Origin of the sequence: Bifidobacterium sp. 2450 (assembly GCF_041900695.1) — a bacterium.
GTDB classification, from domain to species: Bacteria; Actinomycetota; Actinomycetes; order Actinomycetales; family Bifidobacteriaceae; genus Bifidobacterium; species Bifidobacterium longum.
The window spans coordinates 37,464-62,420 of sequence record NZ_JBHEEA010000014.1; the positions used below are offsets into that span (position 1 = coordinate 37,464).

Sequence of the window (24,957 nt, forward strand, 5' to 3'; positions counted from 1 at the left end):
AGAATGGGCAATACGACTACAGCAAGTGTAACGGGTACGCAAGTTGCACCGGCGAAATCAGCCGTCAAAGATCTCCCCATCGCCAAAGTGTGGGCGTTTGCGGTCGGCCAGTTCGGCTGGGCACTGCTTTCCGGCATTATCTCCAACTGGCTCGTGTATTTCTATCAGCCCGACCAGGAGACCATCTCCCAAGGCCAGACCGTATTCGTGCCACAAGGCCTGGTTGTGCTCGGCATCGTGACCGTGGTGGGCGGCATCACCGCCTTCGCCCGATTCTTCGACGCCTTCGTGGACCCGGCCGTGGCGTCCCTCTCCGACCGTTGCGACGCCAAATCCGGACGCCGTATGCCGTTCTTGAAATTCGCCGCCCTGCCGCTCGCGGTAGTCACCGTGCTCGTGTTCTGGAGCCCGATCAACGGCACCAGCTGGGTGAACGCGGCGTTCCTGTTCGTCACCGTGATCGGCTACTACATCGCCCTTACGTTCTACTGCACGCCGTACAACGCGCTCATCGCCGAACTCGGCCACGACTCCAAGCAGCAACTCACCATCTCCACCGCCATCTCCTTCACTTGGGTGGCCGGTACGGCCATCGCGTACGTGGCGCCGGTGATTTGGGGCGCGTTCGTGCCGATGATGGGCCGCATCACCGCCATCCGCGTGACCTTCACCATCATGGCCGCCGTGGCGTTCGTGTGCATGCTGGTGCCGCCGCTGGCCATCCGCGAGAAGGACTACGTCAACTCCCAGCCCACCTCCGAATCGACCATCGAATCCCTGAAGCAGACGTTCGGCGACGGCGAATTCCGCAAGTTCGTATGCTCCGACGTGGTCTACTGGGTGGCCATCACCACCTTCCAGACCGGTCTGCCGTTCTTCGTGACCAGCCTGCTCAGGCTGCCGGAAACCACCACGACCATCTACTTCGTGCTCATGACCGGCGTCTCTGTGCTGTTCTATCTGCCGGTCAATATCTTGGCCAATAAGGTCGGCAAGAAGAGGCTGCTGCTGGTTGCCTTCGTGATCTTCACCTGTGCGTTCGCATTTGCCGGCGCCCTTGGTTCGGCCGCGCTCGGCTTCATTCCGGCGATGGCCCAGGGCTTGGCGCTCTCGGTGGTCGGCGCGATTCCGATGGCCGCGTTCGGTATCCTGCCGCAGGCCATCGTGGCGAATATCGCCGACGCCAGCTCCAAGACCACCGGCCAGGACCGTCAGGGCATGTTCTACGCGGCCCGCACCTTTGCGATGAAGATGGGCCAGTCCGTGGCCATGCTGCTGTTCACCGGCGTCTCCACCATCGGCATGGCGTCCGGCGCGGGCTACCGCATCGCCGCCGTGTGTGCGGCCGTGCTGTGCGGCCTGGGCGGCATCGTGTTCGCGTTCTACAACGAGAAGAAGGTGCTGGGCGTGCTGGAGACGTGATGACGTTGCCGGGTGCCGCCGCGGTATCCATGCGGAGTGGTGGTCTTAGTTCGAGCTATTACGCCGGCAGACGGCTGGGGCGATGCTGCGCCTGCGGCGGCCCGACCGGCGACACCGAAACGTTACCGTGTCGACACGCGTGCGACACTTCGGCGTCAAATTGCGTTTGACCGCACTCCGTACTATATTGTTGCGAGTTGCTTTGCGGAGCAAAGTAACATCCAAGGGGCTGTAGCTCAGTTGGTAGAGCGCTTCGTTCGCATCGAAGAGGTCGCGGTTTCGACTACCGTCAGCTCCACGAGACCCTCTGCATTCATTCCACCGCAGAGGGTCTTTTTCATTTGTTTTCGTTGAAATTCTGCCATCTCGCGTTTCAAGGGGCTGATTTGGGGTTTGCCGGAGGTCTACTTGCGTTTCGAGGGGCTGATGGTCAAGTAGATACGCCGCCAAAATGGCGGAATAGCGTTGCGTCAAAGCCGTTTGTACTGGTGCTTCACCGGATGAGGAGCCTCTTGAAACGGAAGTAGACCTCCGGAACATGTGAAATCAGCCCCTGCAAAGGGAGAATGCCTCGATTTCGCCATGGATTGTCGTGGATTGCTCTGTGGCATGGGCAATACTGGGAGTATGACAAGCGCAGATGAGTTGAATGAGCAGTATGACGCTGACGGTAGCGTGACGCAAGTGCCTGAACGCAATGATGAAGTTCATGCCGGCGAATCCGCCGTCGCCCAATCCCGCGAATCGGCCGTGACCATCCCCGCCGGCACCGTGGTGCTCGCCGCAACCCCGATCGGCAACGTTGGCGACGCCTCCGCCCGTCTGGTGGCCCTCTTGGAACGGGCCGATATCGTGGCCGCCGAAGACACGCGCCGCCTCTACGATCTCGCCCGTCGCCTCGGCGTCTATGTGAACGGTCGCGTCATCGCCTATCACGACCACAACGAGCGCGACAAGGCCGACGGCCTGCTCGACCAGGTCGAAACCGGCGCCACCGTGCTCGTCGTGTCCGACGCCGGCATGCCCACCATCAACGACCCCGGCTTGGCCATCGTGCGCCGTGCCATCGAACGTGGTCTGCCCGTCACCTGCGCGCCCGGCCCCTCCGCTGTGCTCGACGCGCTCGCCCTCTCCGGCCTGCCCACCGACCGCTTCTGCTACGAAGGCTTCCTACCGCGAAAGCATTCCGAGCGCGTGCAGTATCTGCGCACGCTGTTGCCCGAACGCCGCACCATCGTGTTCTACGAGACGCCTCATCGCATTGCCGATTCGATGGACGATCTGTTGGACGCGTTCGGCCCGAATCGCCCGATGGCCCTGTGCCGCGAACTCACCAAGGATTATGAGCAGATTCGTCGCGGCCCGATTGGCGAGATTCGCCAAAGTGTGATTGATGATCCGCCCCGTGGCGAGATGGTGCTGGTCATTGGCGGCGCGTCCAACGAGGAGGCCGAAGCGGCCGCGCCCAGCACGTTGAGCGTGGATGACATGGCCGTGCTCTCCATCGACCGTGCTTTGGAGGACGGCCTGCGTATCAAGGACGCCATCGCGCAAGTGGTGCAGGAGCATCCACTGGCTGACGGATCGTTGGCCAATCACAAGCAGGTGTATGCGGCTGTGCTGAAAATCAAGGGATAGCGCAGCAGCCGGCGATTATCTCCCCGTTACGCTTCCATCGACTCGAACAATATTTCCAACGCCTGCCGGATCCCGGGCCCACCACGCTGCGAGACCAATTCCAGCAAAGGCGCGTCGGCTTTGGGATTGGCAACCAGCCATTTACGCAGTTCGGGCACGTGATATGCGATGTGCCAGAGCACGGCAACATCCGTATCGGGCGAACATGCCACCGCGGGCGTAAGTCTGATGGGCGGTTCAGGCGGCGCGGTCATATCCGAGATTGCGCGCGATGCGGATTCGGATGAGTGTGCCGCCGCCGCGTGGCGAGGCAACCGTTGCGCCTGCCGCAAATGCCGTAAACGGTGAGTGGCATGGCGGCCTCTGCGATGGCCTCTGACAATGAACCCCCTCGTCATGCGCATTGCTCCAAAGCCGGTTCGTCCATCTCCTGCTGCACCGATTCAAAAAACATGCGTGCGCGTCCGGCGTACTTGTGATGCCGATGCTCCTTGACGATTTGCAGACAGTCGTTTGGCCGAAACTGGTACGCGGACATCAGCTGACACACCAGTGCGTTGACGGTGGAAGGATCGGGGATGTCTTCAGGACTCATCACCAGGTCGCAAGCCGTACGGGCTGGCGTGGTGACAGGCAGCCCGCCGAGCTTGATGATTTGCTCCGGCAACGTCAATCTTTTGAATACGCGGATACGGCGGCTGACGGATGCCGAGCGGAAGTGCGATGTGGAAATCACGTCTATGGTGCTCGGAAAGTCGGGGCCTCCCAGCCATACCCAAGCGGCGGTCATCGAACACACCACAGTGCCAAACGGGGCGACCTCCGCGACGATTTTCGCGCGACCATACAGTGTGCCCGAATGCTCGATCCAGTAGCCGGCGGAATCGTCGAGCTTACGTAACGTGCCGAAGGCTGCCAGACGGTTAAGGCTGAGCGGTCCCGGAAGATCCTTGGTAAACAGTATCGGCGGCACCGCAGGCTGCGCGGTTGCCGGCGAGGCGACTGTTGTGATGTCCGTCATCGGACCTGCTGTGATATCCATGACCGAACAATATGCAGAAATGCGGCTTGCGCGCCACCGGATAGGCGAAAACGGTGGATAAGTGCATAACTTTACTAGATGCGCAAATGATGTGGATAACTCGGTGGATATTGGCAGGCGGAAGTGTGTGCGGATGTGCGTGGGCGTGCGTACGGATGGGTGCGCGGATACGTGTGCGAATGCGTATGTGGATAAGCGCGCAAGAGGTGTACGGATAAGTATGTGGGGAAGTTGCGGGTGGATAGGTGAGTGGGATGAGGATGGCGGCGCGGCAGCTATCCGGGCGTGTCCCCGCCGCGCCGGATAATCAAGCCTTATGAGTCATGTTTTGGTGAATGTTGCTTGGCCGTATGCAAACGGCCCCCGTCATATCGGTCACGTTGCAGGATTTGGTGTGCCCTCCGACGTCTACGCGCGCTACGAGCGCATGAAGGGCAATGATGTGCTCATGGTGTCCGGCACCGACGAGCACGGCACCCCGATTCTCGTCGAGGCGGAGAAGGAAGGTCTCACTGCCCAGGAACTGGCCAACCGTTACAACCGCGTGATCGCCAAGGATCTGTGCGACCTCGGCCTGAGCTACGACCTGTTCACCCGCACCACCACCGGTAACCACGAGCACGTGGTGCAGGAGATGTTCAAGCAGTGCTTGGAGAACGGCTACATCTACAAGGGCACCCAGCAGGTGGCGATTAGCCCGTCCACCGGCCGTACCCTGCCCGACCGCTACATCGAGGGCGAGTGTCCGATTTGCCACGCCGAAGGTGCGCGTGGCGACCAGTGCGACGCCTGCGGCAACGAGCTCGACCCGGACGAGCTCATCAACCCCGTCTCCAAGATTAACGGCGAAACCCCGCGCTTCGAGCAGACCGAGCACTACTTCCTCGACCTGCCGGCGCTCGCCGAAGCCAATAAGGCATGGCTGGAGACCCGCAAGGGCTGGCGTACCAACGTCATCAACTTCTCGCTCGGCCTGTTCAAGGAAGTCAAGCCGCGCGCCATCACCCGTGACATCGACTGGGGTATCCCGGTGCCGGTGAAGGACTGGATTGACAACCCGAACAAGAAGCTGTACGTGTGGTTCGACGCCGTGATCGGATACCTGTCGGCCTCCATCGAATGGGCCCGCCGCCAGGGCGACCCGGAGAAGTGGCGCGAATGGTGGAACGACCCGAGCTGCCCGGCCTACTACTTCATGGGAAAGGACAACATCACCTTCCACTCCCAGATCTGGCCGTCCGAAATGCTGGCGTACAACGGCAAGGGCTCCAAGGGCGGCGAAACCGGCCCGATGGGTCCGCTCAACCTGCCTGAGCAGGTGGTGGCCAGCGAGTTCATGACCATGGAAGGCAAGAAGTTCAGCTCCTCCCGCGGCATCGTGATCTACGTCAAAGACATCCTCGCCCGCTACCCCGTGGACGCCGTGCGCTACTACATTTCCGTGGCCGGCCCCGAATCCTCGGATTCCGACTTCACGTGGGCCGAGTTCGTGCGCCACAACAACGAGGAGCTCGCCTCCTCGTGGGGCAACCTAGTGAACCGCGTGGCCAACCTCATCAACAAGAACTTCGGCGAGATTCCGCCGCTGGACGAGGATTCGATGACCAACGAAGACCGTGGCCTTCTGGAAGAGGCTTCCGCCGCGTTCGACGTGGTCGGCTCCTCCATCGAAACCCACCACCAGAAGCACGCCCTGTCCGAGGCGATGCGTGTGGTCGGCGACATCAACAAGTACATTTCCGCCACCGAACCGTGGAAGATTAAGGACGACCAGGCTCGTCTCGGCACCGTGCTGCACGTGGCCGCTCAGGCCGTGTCTGACGCGAACCACCTGCTCGCGCCGTTCCTGCCGCACTCCGCACAGAAGGTGTGGGAGGCGCTCGGCGGCACCGGCACCTTCTCGCCGCTGCCTGAGCTCAAGGAAGTCGAGGATCTCGACAAGCTCGGCTTCACGTATCCGATCATCACCGGCGATTACGAACTCGGTGTGAACGTGCACCCGTGGAAGAGCGAGGCAATCGAGGTCGGCGCCGTGGTGCCTAAGCCCGCACCGATCTTCGCCAAGATTCCGACCGAGGCCGTGGAAGAGGAGCTGGCTCGTTTCGATGAAGCGCTGGCTGCTCGCCGTGCCGCCGAAGCCGAGCGTCTGGCCGCTGAGAAGGCCAAGCTCGCCGCCGAGTGATTCGGCATTGCTAGCTCGTAGCTGACGGGCCACCTCGCACATGAAGTGTTGCGAGGTGGCCCGTTGCCGTATGTGCGGCCAAGCCCCGACAGAGCGAGGCCGGTTGTCGGGCGGCGTTACAAACCCGTCACAGTTTGCCAAGACTTTTCTCAGACAAGCGCATCGAATCCCCAAGAAAGAGACGGTTATATAGAAGATGTCAACGGAATGAAGTTCATACCGGTGGCGAGGTTTTTCCGAACCCCATAACTGAACCCTTCTTCTCTCTCACCCGGCGGCCCCCTCCGCCGGGTTTCTTTTTATTGCTGATGATTTCCGATGTGGTAATCGTATACCAAGCGTGAGGTGCCAAAACCCATCAAATAGACGGAAACGCCCCTCCTCCGGAGAACGGAGAAGGGGCGCAAATATACGCTCGCGCTGACGGGCGTCGCCTGAAACAGCTCGGCGGGCTGTTTGCTTCGTGGCTCGTCACGTCAGCGGGGCAATAGACGGAATATGTCAGCGGCAGCGACGGGTGAGGGGCTGCCAGGGATCGAGCTCGACTGGTTCGGTGGTGAGCAGGGCGCGGGTGGCGTCGTCGAGGTATTCCTTGCGGATGATGAGCTCGGTAACGTAGCGGTCGAACCAGGCGTCGGACATGACGTAGTAGCCGTCCTTGCCGGCGTCCTTGCCCCAGCTGTTCTCCACCTTCCAGCGGTTCGGCTTGCCGTCCTCGCCGAGGTTCACGCCGGTGAAGGTCATGGCGTGGTTGCTCGGGCTGTCGCCGTATTCGAGGCCGTGGGCCTTGTCGCCGGTGAATTCGGTGCCGAACAGCTGGTCGACGCGCACCACGGACTGGTCGAAGAAACCGTCCTTGCGCAGGGCGAACTGCGTGCAGTCGCAGGCGAACCAGATCGGGTGGCCGGCGGTGAGCTGGTCAAGCGCGGCCTTCTTGAACACGTCCAGCGGCACGTTGACGAATTCCATATCGCCAGCCTCGGCCACGTTCGCGCTGAAGCGGATGCGGTAGCGCTGGTTGAACGGGCGGTTCTTGAGCGGGGCGTTGGCCAGCGTCACGAAATCGTTGACGTCCACCGGCACGTACTTCTTGTAGAACTCAAGCGGGGTGATGCCGATTTCGCGAATCTGCGGGCGCTCGTCCTTGCCGGTTTTCGGTTTGTCGGACTTGTCCTTATCGCACTTGCAGGCCTTGGCGTCGGATTTGCCCTCGCACTTGCAGGAGTCGCCGCACTTGCAGGATTCGGCCTTGCCGTCTGCGTCGGCCTCGACCTTGCACTTGCAAGCCTCGCCCTTCTTATCCTCATCATCATCCTTGGTGCGCGCGAAGAAGTCGAACTTCTCCGGTGGCTCGCCGAGCGCCACGGCGCAGATGCGGTACACGGTGCCCATGTACTCGTCCTTCAGCGCACGCAACTCGTCCTCAGACGCCCCCGCAGCCGAACGGCGGCGCAGCTCGGCCGCGAACTCGCGCAGCTTGGAGTTGAGATACTGCTTGAAATCGTCGGAATTGCGGGAGTTCTCAGACTCCGGGTAGGCGCTCTTGGGCACTAGGCCGTACTTGTTCACCAGTGCGGCGAACATCTGCCACCAGCCACCATCGTCTGCAGGCGACTCATTGATGGCCTCGAACAGACGCGAATCGGTCGCCTCGTCGAGCGTGCGCAGCACGTTTTCCAGATAAGTGTTCGACTTCTCCATCGCGTCCCAGAAGAACAGGTAGGTTTCGGAGAACTCGAAATCCTCAAGATTCCAGCGATGCATGAGTTCGTAACGCAGCGTGTTCAGTGCGGCGAACATCCAGCAACGGCCGGAACGCTCCTGATCGGTGATCGAACCCTGCTTGAGTTCGATAGAGAAGTCGCGCGGCAGCGCACGCACGCCGCGATAGTCGGTGGCCGCCTTGAGCACGCCGGCCGAGACCGCCGCGTCCGCCGCGATCAGGTTGGCGCGGTCTTTGTTGAAGTCTTCGGTGTACGTACGCAGAAGTTCGGGTTTGATGGCCCGTGCGCTGGCGTTTGCTGTCATGATGATTGATCTTCCATTCATGTAGGCGACGTTTGTGGTCCGTCGGTAGTATAAGTCGCCGTGTATTCGTCGGGCGATTCACCGGGCGAAATCGTACGAGCGGATATGCGCCGGCGATTCCATCCCGGCAACGATTTGTCCACCTTGCTGCCCGCGCGGGCGCACGTATCATATGTACCGATACATATTGTTGACGAATGTCGCATAGTCCAAAGGAGTACGTCATGACTTCGCTGCATAGCAAGTCGCTGGCCCTGAAAAACGTCACCGTCACCGATTCGTTCTGGCGCACCGAGCAGGAACTCGTGCGCACGGCTGTGATTCCCTATCAGTGGAACGCCCTGAACGATAACGTCCCCGGCACGGCCCCCAGCTATTGCATGCACAACTTCAAGGCCGCTGCCGCGCAAAACAAGCGCAAGGATACCCTGGGCAAGGCGTTCGTGCCGCCGAAGTACACGTTCCGCGGATTTGAGGCGCTCCCCGAAGACCCGGCCAATCCCGACCCAGACAAGTTCTACGGCTTCGTGTTCCAAGACACCGACTTCTCCAAGTGGGTGGAGGCAGTCGGCTACTCCCTAGCCCATCACCCGGATTCTGAACTCGAGCGGACCGCCGACCAAGCCATCGACATCGTGTGTGCCGCCCAGCTCGACAACGGCTATCTGGACGCCTACTACATCCTGAACGGCATGGATCGCGCGTTCACCAATCTGCGTGATCATCACGAACTGTACTGCCTCGGCCACCTCGTTGAAGGTGCGGTGGCCTACTACCAGGGCACCGGCAAAGACAAGTTGCTCAAGGCCGCCTGCCGTTTCGCCGATTACGTAGATGAGCGCTTCGGTCGCAAGCCGGGCCAGCTGCGTGGTTACCCCGGTCATGAGATTGCCGAGATGGCTTTGGTGAGGCTGTACGAGGTCACCGGTGAGCAACAGTACCTTGATCTGGCCGAATATTTCGTGACCGAGCGCGGCCGGCAACCGTACATCTTCGATATTCAGGCAGACGAGAACGCAAAGCGCGACGCCGACGCCAACTACAAACCCAACACGGACCCCAATCGGTACGCCTATCACCAGGCGAACAAGCCGGTCACCGAACAAGACGAAGCCGTAGGCCATGCCGTGCGCGCCGGCTACTTCTACTCCGGTCTGGCGGACGTGGCCCGACTGACCGACGACCAGGACCTCGCCGATGCGGCCGAGCGGCTCTGGCGCAATATCGTCGATAAGAAACTGTACGTTACCGGCGGCATCGGCGGCACGGTGGACGGCGAGGCGTTCTCCTACAACTACGACCTGCCCAACGACTCCGCCTACTCCGAGACCTGCGCCGCGATTTCGCTGGCGTTCTTCGCCCGTCGCATGCTCGAGCTCGCGCCAAAGGCCGAGTACGCGGACGTTATGGAGTCGGCGCTGTACAACACCACGCTGGCCGACATGGCGCTGGACGGCAAGAGCTTCTTCTACGTGAACCCGCTGGAAGTCAATCCGTATGCCTGCCATAAAGACAGCCGCCTGCGCCACGTCAAGCCGGTGCGTCAGAAGTGGTTCGGCTGCGCATGCTGCCCGCCGAACGTCGCCCGCATCGTTGAGTCGGTGCAGGAATATGCCTACACGGTTGCCGAGGATGGCGGTACGCTGTTCACGCACTTGTATATGGGCGGCGTGGCCAAAGCTGAGTTGAATGGTACGGCTGTGGGGCTGGATGTTACGGCGAACCTGCCGTGGTATGGCGATGGCAAGGCGGTCGTGCGTTTGGGTAATGACGCCGCTGGTGCCTCGGCTCAGGCTCCTGCTCGCTTTACGCTGGCCTTCCGTCTGCCCGGTTGGGTGGGTGATGAGTCCGCTGCTGCCGCCGCGATTACGGCCACGGGCGAGTCTGAGTCTGGGGCCGATAGTTCCCGCGTGACCCGTGAAATTCGCGACGGCTACCTGTATCTGACCGGTGAGTGGCGCGACGGTGACACCGTGACGTTCGACTTCCCGATGCCGGTGCGTATGCTGGCCGCCAACCCGCTGGTGCGCGAGGACGCCGGCAAGGTGGCGTTTGTGCGCGGTCCGATTACTTTCTGCGCTGAAGAAAAGGATAATGGTGCGAACCTGCACCTGATGCACGCGGATACGGAGGCACTATTGGCCGACCCGAGCGTGGCCAAGGTCGAGGAGTTCGACTTCCACGCCGGCGCTACTGGCATCGATGAGCAGGGACAAGGTGAGGTGGAAGATGTGGCCCGCCGCATGGTGAAGCTTGAGGTGCCGGCTTGGCGCGAGCCGTTGCCGGCTGCTGTGGCCGCCGCGGGTGAGGGCGCGGCCGAGGTGCCGGCGTTCGCACCGCTCTACACCGCCTATGCGCCGGTCAAGCGCGAGCCCGTCACCGCCACGCTCATCCCGTACTTCGCCTGGGCCAACCGCGGCGAAAACGAAATGACCGTCTGGCTGCGCGGCTGATATTTGCTCTCGGCTACTCTGGTAGCCATGGGCATCACGATGTGTCGGCTCGAAGGGCCGGTGGACTTTTACTCGGTCGGGCAGTTTGTGTCCGGACCGGGCTGGCGCCACATGCGGCGCACCATCGACACCTTCGAGCTGATGTTCGTGCGTCGGGGCGTCCTGCCAATGCGGGTAGGGGAGCGGACCCTGCATATCGAGGCCGGCCAAATCGCACTGTTGCCGCCGAATGTGGAGCATGCGGGCGCCGACATCATCACGTCCGACGTGGACTTCTACTGGATGCATTTCAAATTGCCGGATGCGCGTGCGCTTCCCGATGCCGCAAATCTGCCGCAGGACGACCATTGCCTGCTGCTGCCCGATGAACGCACCCTGCCCGATCCCGACCGACTGGCGGTGATGTGTGGGCAACTCATCGACATCTATGCGCGATTCGGCCCGTATTCCAACGCTTACTGCGATTACTTCGCCACCGGCCTGCTGCTGGAGGCCAGCGCGCAGGAGCGGCTGAAGGCGGACTTCGCCACCCATCGTACGCTCGCCGGCTACCGGGGCGACGGCAAGCCCATCACCAGTATGGATCGTGCCAGGCAAGAGCGGAAGCAAGCTCAGCTGGACAATGGCTTTAGGGCTGGACTCGCGAAATCGGCGCATATCACAAAGGTTGATGGACCGAATGGCACTCATGGTGCGGCTGCGGGCCCTGATAGCGGGGCATCGGTGCCGTCGCCGGTTCCATCCGGCCTAGCGCCGATGCTGGCCATCCGCTCGTGGATTATGGCCAATGCCTTCGACGACATCACCGTGGCCAAAGTGGCCGCGCGCTTCCACTATTCACCCAGCTATCTGACCGCGATGTACCGGCGCGTGTTCGGCGTGGGTGTGGCCGAGCAGATCATTGAATATCGCATCGACCGTGCGCGCGAACTGCTGAGTTCTACCGCTTCCAGCGTGGCGGATATTGCGCGAGAAGTGGGCTACGCTGATCCCAAGTACTTCATGCGCGTCTTCAATCGCCGCACTGGCCTGACCCCCGGCCAATACCGCGACGCCTTCCCCGCCCGCCTCTACAACACCGTGTGATTGGGGAAGGCCATGGTCCTAACCCTAGGAAAAGTGTGCATGGGCGCCACCACCACATGGGAGCGCTGGGAACGGTTTGACGCATACCGAAACCTCGCACGTCACGCCGCACGGCACTTGGGCAGTGGGCGCGGCAGTCGGGAATCGCCGCCCTATTTCGGCGTTTCGGCGTTACCTGTTTGCCGAACCGACAGTGGACTCGCGCGGAACCAGTGTGTATCCAATGGTGGCGCGCGTGGCCGGCATGCCAGCGGATTCGTCGGACCTGCCGTCGCCCTGGTCGCGCTGTTCCACGCGGCGGGTGATCATATCGAGCGCGAATTGGGCGAGCTGATCGAGATCCACTTGAACGGTGCTCAGCGTCGGTGTGGTGTACGAACCGGCCGTGGCGCCGTCGAAGCCGATGACTTTCACATCGTCGGGCACGCGGATGCCGTAGTCGGCAAGGCCTCGGATTACTCCGAATGCGGCATAGTCGTTAATGCAGAAGATGCCATCGATGGCCGGGGTGCTTCCCTCTGCTTGCGTGGCGTCCGAGGAACGGGACTCAGTAATGCCATCAGCCGATTGTGCGCGAACTTCGAGCATCGCCTCGGCGATGGCATGACCGGCTTCGATGCCGCTGTCGCTACCGTAACCAATGAAGTTCGTCGATTCGTCATACGGCAGCCCGGCGTCAAGCAGTGCGCCGCTGGCCCCGCGCAGGCGCAGTCCGCTGGAACTTTCCACATGCGCCAGTTCGGTTCGTGGCGAATACCCGTCGCCGACGATGGCGATGCGGTGGCATCCGCATTCGATGAGATGCTGCACTGCCGCCCGCGCGCCGTCTTCGTTCGGGAAGTTCACGGTATCGAACGTGGGTGTTTCCTCGCAGGCGTCAATCAGAACCAGCGGTCGGCCGTGGTTGATCGCGGAAAGCGGCACACCGGCATTCAGGCCCGAAGCGTGGATAATCTCGCCGTCGAACAACTGACCGGAGAACGGATTGTTGGCCAGCGCGTGTTTGGCGGCGTCCGGCGAGTACCGGGTTTGCTCCACGAACGGCGTCAGCCCGCGCTCGGTGGTTTCGGTGACGAGCGATTCGACGAGTTTGGAGTAGAACGGCGAATCGAATTCGTTGACGATGATGTGGATGATGTTGCTGCGGCCGGACTTCAGCATGCTGGCCGTCAGATTGATGCGGTAATCAAGCTTTTCGGCCACCGCCAGCACCTTGGCGCGCGTGGAACCCTTAACACCCGGCTTGCCGTGCAGCGCATTCGAGGCGGTCATGGGGGAGACCCCGGCGGCCTTCGCTACGTCGCGCAATGTTGGTTTGCCGCTCGGCATAACGTCACCTCATGTTTCGCCTGTGATGGGCATTGGACAATGCCCGTAATGCTTCCGATGGTTGTAACGGTATTCACAACATCGTGTTTTGGCAAATGGTGGCTGTGTACCGGAATCGCTGAAAATGCTGCGCTTGGGTGATGACGCGCCGAGCGTAACATGCGCTTGCTTGATATCGTTCCGGTGGAAGAATATGTAACGGTACATACGGCGGTGTGCCAAGAGGCCATGAAGTTCGTCGTACGTTGGGATGGGACTCTCCGGGGGAGTGGCGTCACTCTTCACCTATCCGTACGTGCGCTATGCCGATTGGTTTGCGGCTGGCATACCGCCGTATGGCAACTTATGCGAATATCAACGAAAGCAGGATACGATGGCGAATCTTCCCCAGGCCCTTCCTCAGGCATGGCGTCCGCCGATGGGCTGGAACAGCTGGGATTCGTACGGCACGACCCTCACCGAAGACGAGCTGCTGGCCAACGCGCGGTTCATGGCTGAACACCTGAAAAACGTCGGCTGGGATACGCTGGTCATCGACATCGACTGGTACGACCCGACCGCCCGCGCACATGGTTACAACGACAACGCGCCGCTGATTCTCGACGAATACGGCCGTCAGCTGCCCGACCCGGTGCGTTTCCCGAGTGCCGCCGGCGGCAAGGGATTCGGCCCGCTCGCCGCCGCCGTCCACGAACTGGGCTTGAAGCTTGGCGTGCACATGATGCGCGGCATCCCGCGTATCGCCGTGGACAAGAACCTGCCCGTATACGGCACCAGCTACACCGCCAAGGACGTGGCCGACCTCGACCACGTGTGCAAGTGGAATCCGGACAACTACGGCCTGAACCAGTCCCACCCGGGCGCGCAGGCCTGGTATGACGCGCAGCTCGATCTGTTCGCCTCCTGGGGCCTCGACTTCCTCAAGGTCGACGACATGCAGACCCCGTTCCACTCCGACGAAATCGCCGCCTATCATCGCGCCATCGCCAAAGCCGAAGCCAAATACGGCCGTTCGATTGACCTGTCTCTCTCGCCCGGCGGCCGGGTGGCGACGAGCTACGTCGACTTCCTGCGCGAGAACGCCCAAATGTGGCGTATTTCCGACGATCTGTGGGACCGTTGGGAAGACATCTACCAGCAGTTCGCCCGCCTGGCCCGCTGGGCGCCGTTCCAGAACACCGGCCACTGGGCCGACGCCGACATGGTGCCGTTCGGGCACATAGGCCTGCGCGCCGAACGCGGTGCCGGCGATCCTGACCGTGGGCATGTTCAACTTCATGGGCAACTGGAACGACCTGCTCTGGCCGTTGATCATGACCTCCAAGCCGGAGACCCGCACCATCACCGCCGGTCTGGCCATGCTGACCGGTCACGGTTCGTCCGTCACGCCGTACGGCGTGGTGATGGCCGGCGCGCTGATCTCCGCCCTGCCGTTGCTCATCGTGTTCTTCTTCGTGCAGAAGCGCTTCGTCGAAGGCATCGCGATGACCGGCATGAAGTAAACGGCGCGCGCGGGCCGGGTGGGCTGGCTTGTGTCTGGCTGGGCCGGTTTGGCTTGTGGCTGGCTGGACTGGCTGCGGCCGGCTGAGTCTGTTCGTCTCCTGTCCGCACCGGTCCACGCGATCGTTCGCTTCACTTACTACACGTACCCTCCTTCCTCTCATCACCGTCGCCGGCGCCGCTTGTACAGGGCGCCGGGGCAGGCCGTCACCGTGGCTCCTCCCGCGGTGGCGGCCTTTTGTGGGTATGTGAAATATGTGGTTGAAGTTTGGTGATTCTCCGGTTGAGGCAACGAGGCTCCCCGCAAAGGTCTTTTGGTAAGTCTTAGGTTGAAATACTGTATCGGTGCAGGTCTCGATGGACATATTCGGCCAGACCTTCGTGTTCTTCGTGGTGTACGACTAGAATCATACGGCTGCGTTCGCCTCGCTGTTGCTGGGTTGCGCGGCGATTTCGCTGCCGCTGATGCCGCTGTTCGGCATCGGCATGACCAAACTCGGTCCGCGGTGGAATGGCGACGCATTCCCGGGATTGCGTCGCGGATTAGGGTTGTGCGTGGTGGATTCGTAACACTTTCCCGGGAATGTTGCGCACAAGGATGTGTTTAGCGGCGTTTCACGTAGCGGGTGCTGCGACCAGCACCGATTTTGATGATCGTACCGGAGTCCAACAGTGATTTCAGCGTGCGCTCAATGGTGGTGGTGCTGGTATCGGGCATGCGAGCGAGAATATCGGCCTTGGAGAGTGGAACTAGGGATTGATCAAGCAGTGCTTCAATCCGCGTTCCCTTGGTGGCTACTCGCGGTGCTCCCTGCGCTCTGCCGCCTGCCGTGAGATTGATGCGTTCGTCGAATTCCTTGCACGCGGACAGTATGATGCCAAGCAGGTAGTTCGTGAATGGCGCATAATCATTGGCGTTGTCGTCCCATCCTTGGGTGCTTGCGGCCAGCGCCTCATAATAAGTGCTTTTACTTTGCTCGATAAGGTGTTCGATACTGATGTATTTGCCGACCATATAGCCATTGCGGTACAGCATCAGGAGCGTGAGTAGCCGACTCATGCGGCCGTTGCCGTCATTGAACGGATGTATGCAGGTGAAATCGAGAATGAACATGGCGATGGCAAGCAATGGATCGGTATGTTCATCTCGGATTGCTTGCGTGTAGGCGGAACACGCGCGTTCAATCAGTTCCGGTGTGACAAGTGCGGACGGTGGGGCGAATCGCACGGTGCTGGTCCCGTGTGCATCTCGTTCGATGATGACGTTGTCACTGTCCTTGAAATGCCCCGCAAAGGTCAGTGGTGTGTGTCGGAAGAGGTCGCGGTGCAGTTGAAGAATGACGTTCGGGGTAATCGGAATATAGTCGTGGCTTTCGTGAATAACCGATAGCGCGTCACGGTAACCGGCAATTTCTTCTTCATTGCGATTGCGCGGTGTGACTTTCTCCGAGACGAGATCGTTGAGCCTGCTATCGCTGGTAGAAATACCTTCGATGCGGTTTGAGGCATCTGTGCTTTGGATGCGCGCGACGGCAACCAGCGTCTCCAATATATCCGGTCTGATCGTTGTCTGTATGCTTTGACGCCCTTTTGCCTCGTGAATAGCGGCAAGCAAACTCGTGGTGTGTGGGGTGAGCAACGTCTTACCTGATTCGATGTAGTCGAATGATCTCATACTGCCTCATTTTCTGCATCATGCGAACTTTTCTGCATCATATTTTATCAAAATGAGGCAGAAAATGGGCTGATGAGGCAGAAAAGGCGGCAGGATGGCGGCCGTCTCGCTTGCCGGTTGCGTTACTTTCCCGGGAATGTTGCGCTCGTGGCAAGAAACGGCAAGTTCAGGCGGCCGAGATTGGCGGCATATAATCGCTCGAAGGCTTGGCCCGTAAGTATCGACAAGCGCACTGATTCCGTCGTTCTGGCTGAAATCACCCGTTTGCGCAACGGTGGTGCCAAGGCGGACGTGACCGACGATACCCGTCGTGTAGTCGAACGTCTTACCGGACTGCCTTACGAGCGTTGCTGGCGGTAGCCTACACTGAGAAACCATGAGCAAGCACCACCATCGCGACCGTAGCTGGGCCCCGGCACCTGAAGCATTGCCGGACGACGCCCAGACCATCGACAACCACACTCACGTGGCCTCCGTAATCCCTTTCGCGCGCGCTATGAGCCATGAGGCGCAGGAGAAGGGGCAGCCCGAAGTTCCGGTGTATGACGTCGACCAATTGCTGGCGCAGGCGCAATCTGTCGGCATTGGGGGTATCATCGACTGCGGTTGCGAGCTGCCGCACCTGATGACCGCCGTCCAGATGGCCCTCGATCATCCAGGTAACGTGCACGCGGCGCTCGCAATACACCCCAATGAGTCCGTGCTCCACGGGCATCGCGGTGTGCCGGGGCCGGATGGTCTGCCCCTCAAATACAAGCCTTACCATGACACGTCTTTCGAGGAGGCGCTCGCCGAAGTGCATCGCCTCGCCACCACATACCCCGAGCAAGTGGTGGCTATCGGCGAGACCGGCATGGATCTCTTCCGCACCGGCGAAGGTGCCAAGGAACTGCAGCGCGAAGCTTTCCGCGCGCATATTGCCCTGGCCAAGGAACTGGGCCTGCCCATGCAGATTCACGACCGCGACTCCCATCGCGAGGTCATCGAAACCCTGCTGGCCGACGGCGCGCCCGAACGCACCGTATTCCACTCGTATTCCGGCGACCGTGAGATGGCCGAGATCGCGCGCGAACATGGCTGGTATCTGAGCTTCTCCGGCACTGTGAGCTACAAGGGCAACGACGGCATCCGCGAATCGCTGCGAATCGTGGGTCTGGACCATGCGATGGTCGAAACCGACGCGCCGTATCTGACGCCCATGCCCTACCGCGGCCGCACCAACGCGCCGTACATGATCCCCTACACCTTGCGCGCCATGACCGACACGCTCGACCTGCCCATCGCGGATGTGGCGCGCGGCACCCGCGATACCACCCGCGCCGTATACGGACTGTGAGGGCCGGGTGTGCGGCCGTCGCGGCGATGTGTTGACTTGTAAAATTTGTCAGAATTGTGAACGAGGTCTACCATGATGTACCTAACATAAGCGAGGGGGATGATCTCCACCTCAATGGAGGACTGAACGTATGGCTGAGTCGAACCAAAGGACCGCACGCGCCCAAAAAGCCTCAAAGGCCCAGACAGCCCAGGCTGGCGCCGCCAAAGCCAAGGCCCGACAGGAAGAAGAAGCACTGCTGAGGGCCGACACCTTTACCAACGCTCCCAAGGTGTCCCGCCGCACTCTCACCAAGGAGGAGCGCGAGGCACTCGCCAAGCAGAGGGAAGCCGAAACCAAGGAAGCCGAGAAAATCGCCAGCGCATGGTCGAAAGGCGGCCTCGGCCGATGGTGGGCCCGCCTGCAATCCAGCCCAGACAAGGTTACCTGGGGCATGGCGATCGTGGCGCTCGGCGTGGTGTACGGCGACATCGGCACCTCGCCCCTCTACACCGCGCAGACCTTCCTTGCCGGTCAGGGAGGGCTTGGCAGCGTAAACCGAGAGGCCGTGCTCGGCATGCTGTCGCTGGTCTTCTGGTCGATTACGCTGATCACTACCGTCAAATATGTGCTCATCGCCATGCGCATCGACAACAATGGCGAAGGCGGCATCTTCGCACTGTACTCGTTGATTCGCAAGTACGGCGCATGGCTCGCGATTCCCGCCATGCTCGGCGGCGCGGCATTCCTTGCGGATTCGGTACTTACCCCGGCGGTTTCCATCAGTTCCGCAGTCGAAGGCTTGCAGACCCTGCCGCCATTGGAAGGGTTGTTCGACGAAAACCCAAGCCTGACCCTGATGATTACCGTCGTGATCATCGTGATTCTCTTCTCCGTGCAGTCGCGCGGCACCGAAAGCATCGGCAAAGTATTCGGCTCGATGGTGCTGGTCTGGTTCAGCTTCCTCGCCATCGTAGGCGTCACGAATCTCTCTAACGACTGGTCTGTGTTCGCGGCCCTGAACCCGGTGTACGGCATCAAATTCCTGTTCAGCCCGGACAATGCTGCCGGCATCGCCCTGATGGGCACCGTGTTCCTCTCGACCACCGGTGCCGAGGCGCTGTACTCCGACATGGGCCACGTGGGGCGCGGCAACATCTACTTCACCTGGCCATTCATCAAGGTTGCGCTGGTGCTCAACTACTTCGGCCAAGGCGCGTGGATGTTGGCCAATAGCGATAACCCGCAATACACCGCGATGAAGTCGCTCAACCCGTTCTTCCAGATGATGACCCCGAACGTGCGGTACCTGGCCGTGATTCTGTCTGTTTCGGCCGGCGTGATCGCCTCCCAGGCCCTGATCACGGGCGCGTTCACCATGGTTTCCGAGGCCACCCGCCTCAACTGGATGCCCCATCTGCAGGTGCGTTACCCGGCCCGTACGCGCGGCCAGCTGTACATTCCGGTGGTCAACGGCGTGTTGTGCGTGGCCACGCTCGCCGTGCTCGCCATCTTCAAGGATTCCGAACACATCTCCGCCGCGTACGGCCTGGCGTTGACCATTACGATGATCACCACCACCGTGTTGCTCGGCGTCTACCTATGGCATTCCGGCAAGCGGGTCGGTGCCATCGTGTTCACCGTGCTGTTCTTGGCGATTCAGGCTATGTTCTTCATCGCGTCCATGGCCAAATTCCTGCACGGTGGTTGGTTCACCATGTTGCTGACCGCCGCGATTCTGTTCGTCATGTACACGTGGAATGAGGGCACCAAGCTCGAACGTGCGCAACGCCGTCACATGAGGCCCAACGACTTCCTACCCGCGCTCGACAAGCTGCACAGTGATTTCCGCATCCCGTATTTTGCGGACAACATCGTGTACCTGACCTCCGACTCGGAAACCAAGCGACTCGACACGGACATCTTCTTCTCCATCTTCGCCGACCACCCCAAGCGCGCCCGCGCCTGGTGGGCAGTCAGCGTGGAAACCACCGACGAGCCGTTCACCCGTGAATACTCGGTGGAGAACCTCGGCACGAACTACATCTACCGCGTGCGCTTCCGTTTGGGCTTCAAGGTTTCGCAGTCCATCCCGGCGTACATCCACCAGATCATGCACGACCTGTCCAAAACCGGCGAACTGCCTAAGCAGAAATCGATTTACCCCAAGGTCGACGCCGATCCGGACATCGGCACCATCCGTTACGTGCTGATTCACAAGGCCCTGATGCCGGAATCCAAGGTTTCCGCACGCGGTGCCCTGTCGTTGCAAGCCAAGTACGCAATCCGCCGCATGGCCGGCTCGCCGGTTAAGTGGTTCGGTCTGGCACCTTACAACCCGCTGGTCGAGGTGCAGCCGCTGTTCGTCTCCACCCGCCGCCCACCGCGTCTGAAGCGCACCGATACGGCCAAGACTATCTCGACGCCCACGCCGACTCGTGCAGTGGCCGACCCGGCCGCCGTCCCCGACCCGATGGACACCACGTCCGGGCTTGGGCGATTGGTACAGGAGCTCGATGCCGCCGTATCGGCCGAGGAACGGAAGATCGCTGAGGCCGCTGCCGCCGCTGAGCAGGGCGATAAGGGCGATAAGGGCAAGGCCAAGAACGGCAAACCCGCCGCCAAGCCTCAGCGCTCCGCCAAACAGAAGCGATAACATACCAGTTTGCAGCGGTGCTGATGCGCTCTATAAAGAATGCCTATAACGGTCGCCGCACGTCGCCACACGGTTTCGGTAAGTTGAAATACCATGTGCAGATTACTGGGATACGCGACGGCAGGCTTCAACCTGAGTCTCAACGCTGTGTTGGGGCAAGACAATGTCGAGGATTTCCGTGAACTGTCTGAAATCCACAATGATGGCTGGGGTGTAGCCCAGCTTCCCGATCCCGCCGAAGCGCCGCACGTGCGCGACGGTGGCGCACCCACTCCGGAAACTGGTACCCGAATCTACAAGTCGACCATCGCGGCCCGTCATGACAGCACGTTTGAGGCGCTGGCCGACGAACCGTCTCGCGGTGCCGTCTGGCACCTGCGCTTGGCAAGTTCCAATCTGCCGCTCATCATGGAGAACCAGCACCCGTTCTATGCGAACGGCCTGAGCTTCATCCACAACGGCGATATCTCGGACGCCAATGGCCGCAACATCGTCACCAACCGCTCATACCCGGTGAACCACAGCGTGTTCCTCTCCACCGGCGGCCGTTCCGACTCCGCCATCTTCTTCGCGGTGATTCTGGAATACATCGGCTTCGGCTTCCCGCTCGACGAGGCCGTGGTCCAGGCCGTGCGCGAACTGCGCCAAGCCTACCCGAAGTCCAGCTACAACTGCATGATCCAGTCCGAGGACCAGCTCATCGCCCTGTGCGCCGCCGGTCGTGAGAAGACCAGCCCGCGCATCGTGGAAATCTACGATGAGTACGGCCGTGGCGAGCAGGCCGCCGACTACCGTGTGATGCGCTACCGTGAGCTGCACGACGACAACGGCGACTCCGCCGGTGTGGTGGTCTCCTCTTCCGGCTATGAGCAGGAAGGCTGGAACGTGCTGGAGAACGACCAGATGATCATCGCCTCCAATCGCAACGGCACCTACCGTCTCCGTTCCATCTGAAATAGCTTCATAAGCCCCCTCTGACGAGGGGGGCTGTCAGCCGACAGACTGGGGGGAGAGGCCCCTAGAGCCTCAAATCATCCGCATCCCATACTTCTCCGCCAACGCCGGAATATCCGGCACGCCATACTTGGCCACCAGATCCAGCCATCGCTGCTTGTTCTCTCCGCCAAATCGCTCGGCTCGGGCCGTATACGCCTCGACCTGCAGGAACTTCGGTGGCACTGACTTGCTATGGAACTTGTCGGCGTACATCACCACTTCCTGCTCGAGATTCATCGGCACATAGTCGGCTGGTGGCAACGGCAGCTCCTGGCGCACCACATCCTCGCGCGTAAGTCCCACGCCGGTATGGTTGCGGCAGAACTGGGCGATGGACTCGTCCACGCCCTCGTCGAGCAGATACTCGTAGCCCTTAAGACCGTGCAGAATGTAGCGTTTCTTGCTGAATTTGAGCGGTTCGCCGTCAGAGCCGTCATGCTTGAACACGCGGTAGGTGCCGATGTCATGCAGCAGTCCGCCGATGAGTACCAAATGCTCGTCGAGCAGACGCGGCGGCACATGGCCGCCGGTGACGCCTGCGGTGGGCGGTACCTCCGCGTCCTTCGGTAATGTGCAGCGGCGCGTGAACAGCGCGTTCTGCCGGCGCACGATCTGGCAGCCGATGGTCGCTACAATCACGCAATGCGTGTGCACCAGCTCGTACGCCGCCCTGGACGGCGCGATTTTGCGGTGCAACTCGTCGATCTGCTCCAGTGTGGGAATATATCCGGTCATGATTATCAGGTTTCGTCTCGTACGGTCAGATTTATCGTCAGATTAGCGCGGCAATGAGCCGCAGCATTGAAAAACCCCTGCGATTCGGCAAATCGAATCACAGGGGGCTCTATGGTCTGAACATCAGATTTCGAAGAGTGTATCGGCTGCTTCGGCGATCTCGCGCGACACAGTGAGCACGATAACGCAGTGCTTCGGGTCACCGGTGTGCGCCAGCTTGGCCAGCGCGGCGAACACGGTCACCTCGTCATCCGCGTTCAGCCCTCGTGTCGGCTCGTCGAGGATCAGCACTTCGGCCTCGGTGCTGATTGCACGGGCGATGGCCACCAAACGCTGCTGCACCAAAGGCAACGTGCCGACGGCCACGCCGCTGGTGGCCTCGGAGAAGCCGACCTCGGCCAGCAGTTCGCGGGCGATCACCGGCTTGGGCTTCAGGAAGTTGCGGTTGGACGCATTCATGGCGTACAACACGTTTTGTTCGGCGTCGAGTTTCGGCTGCACGGCGTGCAGCTGCGGCACAATGCCCAAACGGTGGCCGCGCAGTTCCACGGGCTCGAGCTCAACAATGTTGGCGCTCTTGTTCATCACCGTGCCAGACGCCGGCGTGGTCAAACCGCTCATCACGCCCATCAGCGCGCGACGCTTGGCGTCGGCGGTGATACCCGAATCGGGGTCGTCGCTGATCAGCAGCGCGTATGCGTGTCCGGAATAGCAGAAGAAATTCGCGCCATCGAGGATGTTGACCTTGCCCTTGGGGCCGGCGACCGTCACCTTGTTCAGGGCAAAGGTCGGGTAGGTCTTGAGCAGAATGTCGTCGGAACCGCCGCCCCCCAACACGCGATCGATACGCGAGGCCAGCGTCATGGTGGGTTCGGCCGCTTTGCCCTGAGGCTCCGCATGCTCGGCCAATGCGTCTTTGTGATCGGTTTTGGCCAGTCGGAGTGTTTCGTTGACGCGGGCGGCATTGCGCTCGGTCACTTCGGCGGATGCGTTGACCGAAGCGATGGCGTCTGCTTCGGCCTCGCTGGTCTCGTCGGTTTCTCCGGTTTCGGCAGATGCCAGTGCGCTGTAAATACCATCGTCAACGGTGCTTTCGTCATCAACGTCATCGAAGGTCACGCTGAACTGCACGGAGTCAGCCGGAACTGATTCAATGGTGTCGTTCGTCTCAGTCTCAGAAGTCACTTCGTCAGCCGTTGCGTCAGTGGTCTTCTCGAGTTCCTGATCGTTGTTCTTGTCGCTCATGCCTGTGCCTCCGCATCGTCGGTTGTGGTGGTCGTCTCGGTCTCGCTCACGGTGCCCCAGTCGCCATCGGCGGCGAACAGCTTGTTCGCGCTGAAGAACGCAAGGCGCAGGGCGGCAAGAATCGCCAGGATCAGGATTGAACCCAGTCCATACCAGACCATGGTCCAAATCAGGCCCGATGTCACCGGGGTGGCATGGCCGGATGCCAGAGCAGATCCGATCGGCTTGGCGGCGAACGCGCCTCCGACCAGACCAATTACGTAGAAGGGCAGGGTGACGATGAACACTTCCAGCATGAACTGCCATCCCAAACGCCCGCGAGTGACGCCGGACACCAGTGCCATGCCGATCTCGTCGTCACGCTTGGGTGCCCACACGCCCGACAGCACGAGGATGAGCAACAGCACGCCGCCCACGGCAGCCAACGCAATGGTGCCGGTCTTCGCGCGCGAGGATAGCGTATCCAGCGGCTCCAGAGAAGCGTTGTAGGATTCCAGCGAAGGGGAAGACACCTCGTATCCCTTGGCGGGCAGCTTGGACTTCTTGAGGGTGGATACTAAGGACTTGTATGTAGCGGGATCACCGGCGTCGAACACCACGTCCAGATCCGGCACCGCCCAGCCGGAGGCGGTCTCGCCGTTGGACTGTGGGTCGAGTCCGGCCTTGGCGAAGGTCTGATAGTTGGTGAAGATCGCGTTCTCGCGGTTGCGGGCGGCCGTCACCGGGTTGGCGACGGCGGATTCGGATGTGTACTTGTAGATGCCGCGCACCTTGAGCTTGGCCGTGGTCTTGGCGTCCGAGGCGGCCGCCACCTTGAGCGTATCGCCCACCTTCAGGTTGTTGGCGGAGGCAAACGCCTCAGAGACCAGTGCGCCGGTGGTGTTCGGGTTGGAGGACTTGTTGTCGTAGCTCAGGTCCTTGCCGTCCACGATTTCGAAGGTGCCGAGGTCGCTGGCCTTGGCGGCATCCTCGGTCCAGAAGGCTCGCCAAATGAGCTGGCCGCCGGTCTCATCATCGGAGGCCGAGCCCAGCGATCCGCCGTCCAGGGCCTTCAAATCATCGCTCACGCGGGCCGGCACGGTTTCGGTAACCGTGAAGTTCAACGAGTCGGTGGCCGACTGGACGAGCGTGGCGTATTCGGTGTATGAGGTCCACGTCATGTAATGCTTGGTGGAAGCCGAGTCCGTAGCGGAGACCTTCTTCCACGTAGCCGCAGTCGGGCGAACGGCCAACGTGGCCTTCTGCTGATCGTACGCGGTGGTGTGTGCGTTGGTATCTTCTTGAATGATGGCCAGTCCGGCGACTGTGCCGAAGGTGACCGCCAAGGTGATGAACGCGGTCAGGGCCGTACGTCCTTTAGAACGTGTCAGGGCCTGCCAGGCGTTGCTGAGGACGAACATGTAATTACCTCTCCCGTTCTCCTAAGCCGAACAGATCAATACGGCTTTAACTATTGTTGCGTTTAGTGACCGTTTTCTTGCGCAATACTGTTATACCCCTCAATGAGGTCTGAGAACATTCTGACAGCGATGTGGTGGTCATGCGGGGATTTGCACCCGGTATGGGATAAACCCTCGGTCTATTTCGGTGGCATCGGTACACTGGCATGAGATATGCGTGGCGTCACGTGTGCTCCGGCATGTCTGCGATTCCGG

19 protein-coding genes, 1 tRNA gene and 1 pseudogene are annotated in these 24,957 nt (G+C 60.9%); 13 read left to right on the forward strand and 8 right to left on the reverse strand.

Features of this window, described 5'->3' with window-relative positions; genetic code table 11:
* The first annotated feature begins 3 nt into the window (after positions 1–3).
* From ACEUKI_RS08515 to rsmI, 3 genes are all read left to right on the forward strand, one after another.
* The gene (locus ACEUKI_RS08515; protein ID WP_115770481.1) at positions 4–1,422 is read left to right on the forward strand and encodes an MFS transporter; all 1,419 of its coding nucleotides are present in this window, start codon (positions 4–6) and stop codon (positions 1,420–1,422) included.
* A 225-nt stretch (positions 1,423–1,647) separates the two neighbouring features.
* Positions 1,648–1,720: transfer RNA gene (locus ACEUKI_RS08520), tRNA-Ala, on the forward strand.
* Positions 1,721–2,049: 329 nt separating this feature from the next.
* Positions 2,050–3,060, forward strand: a complete 1,011-nt coding sequence (gene rsmI / locus ACEUKI_RS08525; protein WP_181896250.1) for a 16S rRNA (cytidine(1402)-2'-O)-methyltransferase — start codon at positions 2,050–2,052, stop codon at positions 3,058–3,060.
* 26 nt (positions 3,061–3,086) lie between these two features.
* On the opposite strand, the gene ACEUKI_RS08530 is transcribed toward rsmI, so the two are convergent.
* Both ACEUKI_RS08530 and ACEUKI_RS08535 read right to left on the reverse strand, forming a co-directional pair.
* A complete protein-coding gene (locus ACEUKI_RS08530; RefSeq protein ID WP_336596060.1) occupies positions 3,087–3,464 on the reverse strand; it encodes a hypothetical protein in 378 nt (125 codons plus the stop codon).
* Positions 3,455–4,102, reverse strand: a complete 648-nt coding sequence (locus tag ACEUKI_RS08535; protein WP_008783207.1) for a hypothetical protein — start codon at positions 4,100–4,102, stop codon at positions 3,455–3,457. Before ACEUKI_RS08535 ends, ACEUKI_RS08530 begins: the two co-directional genes overlap by 10 nt.
* A gap of 316 nt (positions 4,103–4,418) precedes the next feature.
* Between ACEUKI_RS08535 and metG the strand changes: the two genes are divergently transcribed.
* Positions 4,419–6,284, forward strand: coding sequence for a methionine--tRNA ligase (metG, locus tag ACEUKI_RS08540; protein WP_115770479.1), 1,866 nt, complete (start codon positions 4,419–4,421; stop codon positions 6,282–6,284).
* 501 nt (positions 6,285–6,785) lie between these two features.
* Here the strand turns inward: metG and ACEUKI_RS08545 are convergent.
* Positions 6,786–8,312 (reverse strand): C1 family peptidase, encoded by a 1,527-nt coding sequence (locus ACEUKI_RS08545; RefSeq protein WP_115770478.1) that lies wholly within the window; start codon positions 8,310–8,312, stop codon positions 6,786–6,788.
* Positions 8,313–8,536: 224 nt separating this feature from the next.
* Between ACEUKI_RS08545 and ACEUKI_RS08550 the strand changes: the two genes are divergently transcribed.
* On the forward strand, positions 8,537–10,765 hold the full coding sequence (locus tag ACEUKI_RS08550) for a glycoside hydrolase family 127 protein (RefSeq protein WP_374156724.1): 2,229 nt from the start codon (positions 8,537–8,539) through the stop codon (positions 10,763–10,765).
* Between the two features lie 27 nt (positions 10,766–10,792).
* Positions 10,793–11,851 (forward strand): AraC family transcriptional regulator, encoded by a 1,059-nt coding sequence (locus ACEUKI_RS08555; protein ID WP_374156725.1) that lies wholly within the window; start codon positions 10,793–10,795, stop codon positions 11,849–11,851.
* Between the two features lie 171 nt (positions 11,852–12,022).
* Here the strand turns inward: ACEUKI_RS08555 and ACEUKI_RS08560 are convergent, their stop codons facing one another.
* Entirely contained in the window at positions 12,023–13,180 is a 1,158-nt protein-coding gene (locus tag ACEUKI_RS08560) for a LacI family DNA-binding transcriptional regulator (RefSeq protein ID WP_374156726.1), read from the reverse strand.
* Positions 13,181–13,598: 418 nt separating this feature from the next.
* Here ACEUKI_RS08560 and ACEUKI_RS08565 point away from each other — a divergent pair.
* The 3 genes and pseudogenes from ACEUKI_RS08565 to ACEUKI_RS08575 form a co-directional block, all read left to right on the forward strand.
* Positions 13,599–14,423: pseudogene (locus tag ACEUKI_RS08565) on the forward strand (glycoside hydrolase family 27 protein); the annotation flags it as partial.
* A gap of 34 nt (positions 14,424–14,457) precedes the next feature.
* Complete coding sequence (locus ACEUKI_RS08570) at positions 14,458–14,682, forward strand: hypothetical protein (protein WP_256866971.1); 225 nt, start codon at positions 14,458–14,460, stop codon at positions 14,680–14,682.
* Between the two features lie 430 nt (positions 14,683–15,112).
* Positions 15,113–15,250, forward strand: a complete 138-nt coding sequence (locus tag ACEUKI_RS08575) for a hypothetical protein (protein ID WP_251848127.1) — start codon at positions 15,113–15,115, stop codon at positions 15,248–15,250.
* A gap of 34 nt (positions 15,251–15,284) precedes the next feature.
* Here ACEUKI_RS08575 and ACEUKI_RS08580 read toward each other — a convergent pair whose 3' ends face one another.
* Positions 15,285–16,355, reverse strand: a complete 1,071-nt coding sequence (locus ACEUKI_RS08580; protein ID WP_080785745.1) for a Fic family protein — start codon at positions 16,353–16,355, stop codon at positions 15,285–15,287.
* 180 nt (positions 16,356–16,535) lie between these two features.
* Between ACEUKI_RS08580 and ACEUKI_RS08585 the strand changes: the two genes are divergently transcribed.
* The 4 genes from ACEUKI_RS08585 (at position 16,536) to ACEUKI_RS08600 (ending at position 21,280) form a co-directional block, all read left to right on the forward strand.
* Complete coding sequence (locus ACEUKI_RS08585) at positions 16,536–16,715, forward strand: hypothetical protein (protein ID WP_251848120.1); 180 nt, start codon at positions 16,536–16,538, stop codon at positions 16,713–16,715.
* A gap of 16 nt (positions 16,716–16,731) precedes the next feature.
* Positions 16,732–17,691 carry a TatD family hydrolase gene (locus ACEUKI_RS08590; protein WP_251848121.1) on the forward strand — a complete coding sequence of 320 codons (960 nt, stop codon included), beginning with the start codon at positions 16,732–16,734 and terminating at the stop codon, positions 17,689–17,691.
* A 130-nt stretch (positions 17,692–17,821) separates the two neighbouring features.
* On the forward strand, positions 17,822–20,326 hold the full coding sequence (locus ACEUKI_RS08595; protein WP_374156727.1) for a KUP/HAK/KT family potassium transporter: 2,505 nt from the start codon (positions 17,822–17,824) through the stop codon (positions 20,324–20,326).
* Between the two features lie 93 nt (positions 20,327–20,419).
* Positions 20,420–21,280: a class II glutamine amidotransferase gene (locus tag ACEUKI_RS08600; protein ID WP_080785747.1), complete on the forward strand. Its 861-nt coding sequence runs from the start codon at positions 20,420–20,422 to the stop codon at positions 21,278–21,280.
* A 72-nt stretch (positions 21,281–21,352) separates the two neighbouring features.
* On the opposite strand, the gene ACEUKI_RS08605 is transcribed toward ACEUKI_RS08600, so the two are convergent.
* The 3 genes from ACEUKI_RS08605 to ACEUKI_RS08615 all read right to left on the reverse strand — a co-directional run bounded on the left by ACEUKI_RS08605 (position 21,353) and on the right by ACEUKI_RS08615 (position 24,702).
* Entirely contained in the window at positions 21,353–22,057 is a 705-nt protein-coding gene (locus ACEUKI_RS08605) for an HD domain-containing protein (RefSeq protein ID WP_115770471.1), read from the reverse strand.
* Between the two features lie 123 nt (positions 22,058–22,180).
* Positions 22,181–23,302, reverse strand: coding sequence for an ATP-binding cassette domain-containing protein (locus ACEUKI_RS08610; RefSeq protein WP_181896247.1), 1,122 nt, complete (start codon positions 23,300–23,302; stop codon positions 22,181–22,183).
* Positions 23,299–24,702 (reverse strand): ABC transporter permease, encoded by a 1,404-nt coding sequence (locus ACEUKI_RS08615; RefSeq protein WP_080785748.1) that lies wholly within the window; start codon positions 24,700–24,702, stop codon positions 23,299–23,301. The genes ACEUKI_RS08610 and ACEUKI_RS08615 overlap by 4 nt, the downstream gene beginning before the upstream one ends.
* Positions 24,703–24,957: the final 255 nt, after the last annotated feature.

Bases quoted from the DNA above. Each gene is read 5' to 3' on its own strand.
- ACEUKI_RS08560 (WP_374156726.1), bottom strand. From the start codon at position 13,180: ATGCCGAGCGGCAAACCAACATTGCGCGACGTAGCGAAGGCCGCCGGG.
- ACEUKI_RS08590 (WP_251848121.1), top strand. From the start codon at position 16,732: ATGAGCAAGCACCACCATCGCGACCGTAGCTGGGCCCCGGCACCTGAA.
- ACEUKI_RS08550 (WP_374156724.1), top strand. From the start codon at position 8,537: ATGACTTCGCTGCATAGCAAGTCGCTGGCCCTGAAAAACGTCACCGTC.
- ACEUKI_RS08580 (WP_080785745.1), bottom strand. From the start codon at position 16,355: ATGAGATCATTCGACTACATCGAATCAGGTAAGACGTTGCTCACCCCA.
- ACEUKI_RS08515 (WP_115770481.1), top strand. From the start codon at position 4: ATGGGCAATACGACTACAGCAAGTGTAACGGGTACGCAAGTTGCACCG.
- ACEUKI_RS08570 (WP_256866971.1), top strand. From the start codon at position 14,458: ATGGGCAACTGGAACGACCTGCTCTGGCCGTTGATCATGACCTCCAAG.
- metG (WP_115770479.1), top strand. From the start codon at position 4,419: ATGAGTCATGTTTTGGTGAATGTTGCTTGGCCGTATGCAAACGGCCCC.
- ACEUKI_RS08545 (WP_115770478.1), bottom strand. From the start codon at position 8,312: ATGACAGCAAACGCCAGCGCACGGGCCATCAAACCCGAACTTCTGCGT.
- ACEUKI_RS08615 (WP_080785748.1), bottom strand. From the start codon at position 24,702: ATGTTCGTCCTCAGCAACGCCTGGCAGGCCCTGACACGTTCTAAAGGA.
- ACEUKI_RS08535 (WP_008783207.1), bottom strand. From the start codon at position 4,102: ATGGATATCACAGCAGGTCCGATGACGGACATCACAACAGTCGCCTCG.
- ACEUKI_RS08555 (WP_374156725.1), top strand. From the start codon at position 10,793: ATGGGCATCACGATGTGTCGGCTCGAAGGGCCGGTGGACTTTTACTCG.
- ACEUKI_RS08600 (WP_080785747.1), top strand. From the start codon at position 20,420: ATGTGCAGATTACTGGGATACGCGACGGCAGGCTTCAACCTGAGTCTC.
- ACEUKI_RS08605 (WP_115770471.1), bottom strand. From the start codon at position 22,057: ATGACCGGATATATTCCCACACTGGAGCAGATCGACGAGTTGCACCGC.
- rsmI (WP_181896250.1), top strand. From the start codon at position 2,050: ATGACAAGCGCAGATGAGTTGAATGAGCAGTATGACGCTGACGGTAGC.
- ACEUKI_RS08595 (WP_374156727.1), top strand. From the start codon at position 17,822: ATGGCTGAGTCGAACCAAAGGACCGCACGCGCCCAAAAAGCCTCAAAG.
- ACEUKI_RS08610 (WP_181896247.1), bottom strand. From the start codon at position 23,302: ATGAGCGACAAGAACAACGATCAGGAACTCGAGAAGACCACTGACGCA.
- ACEUKI_RS08530 (WP_336596060.1), bottom strand. From the start codon at position 3,464: ATGCGCATGACGAGGGGGTTCATTGTCAGAGGCCATCGCAGAGGCCGC.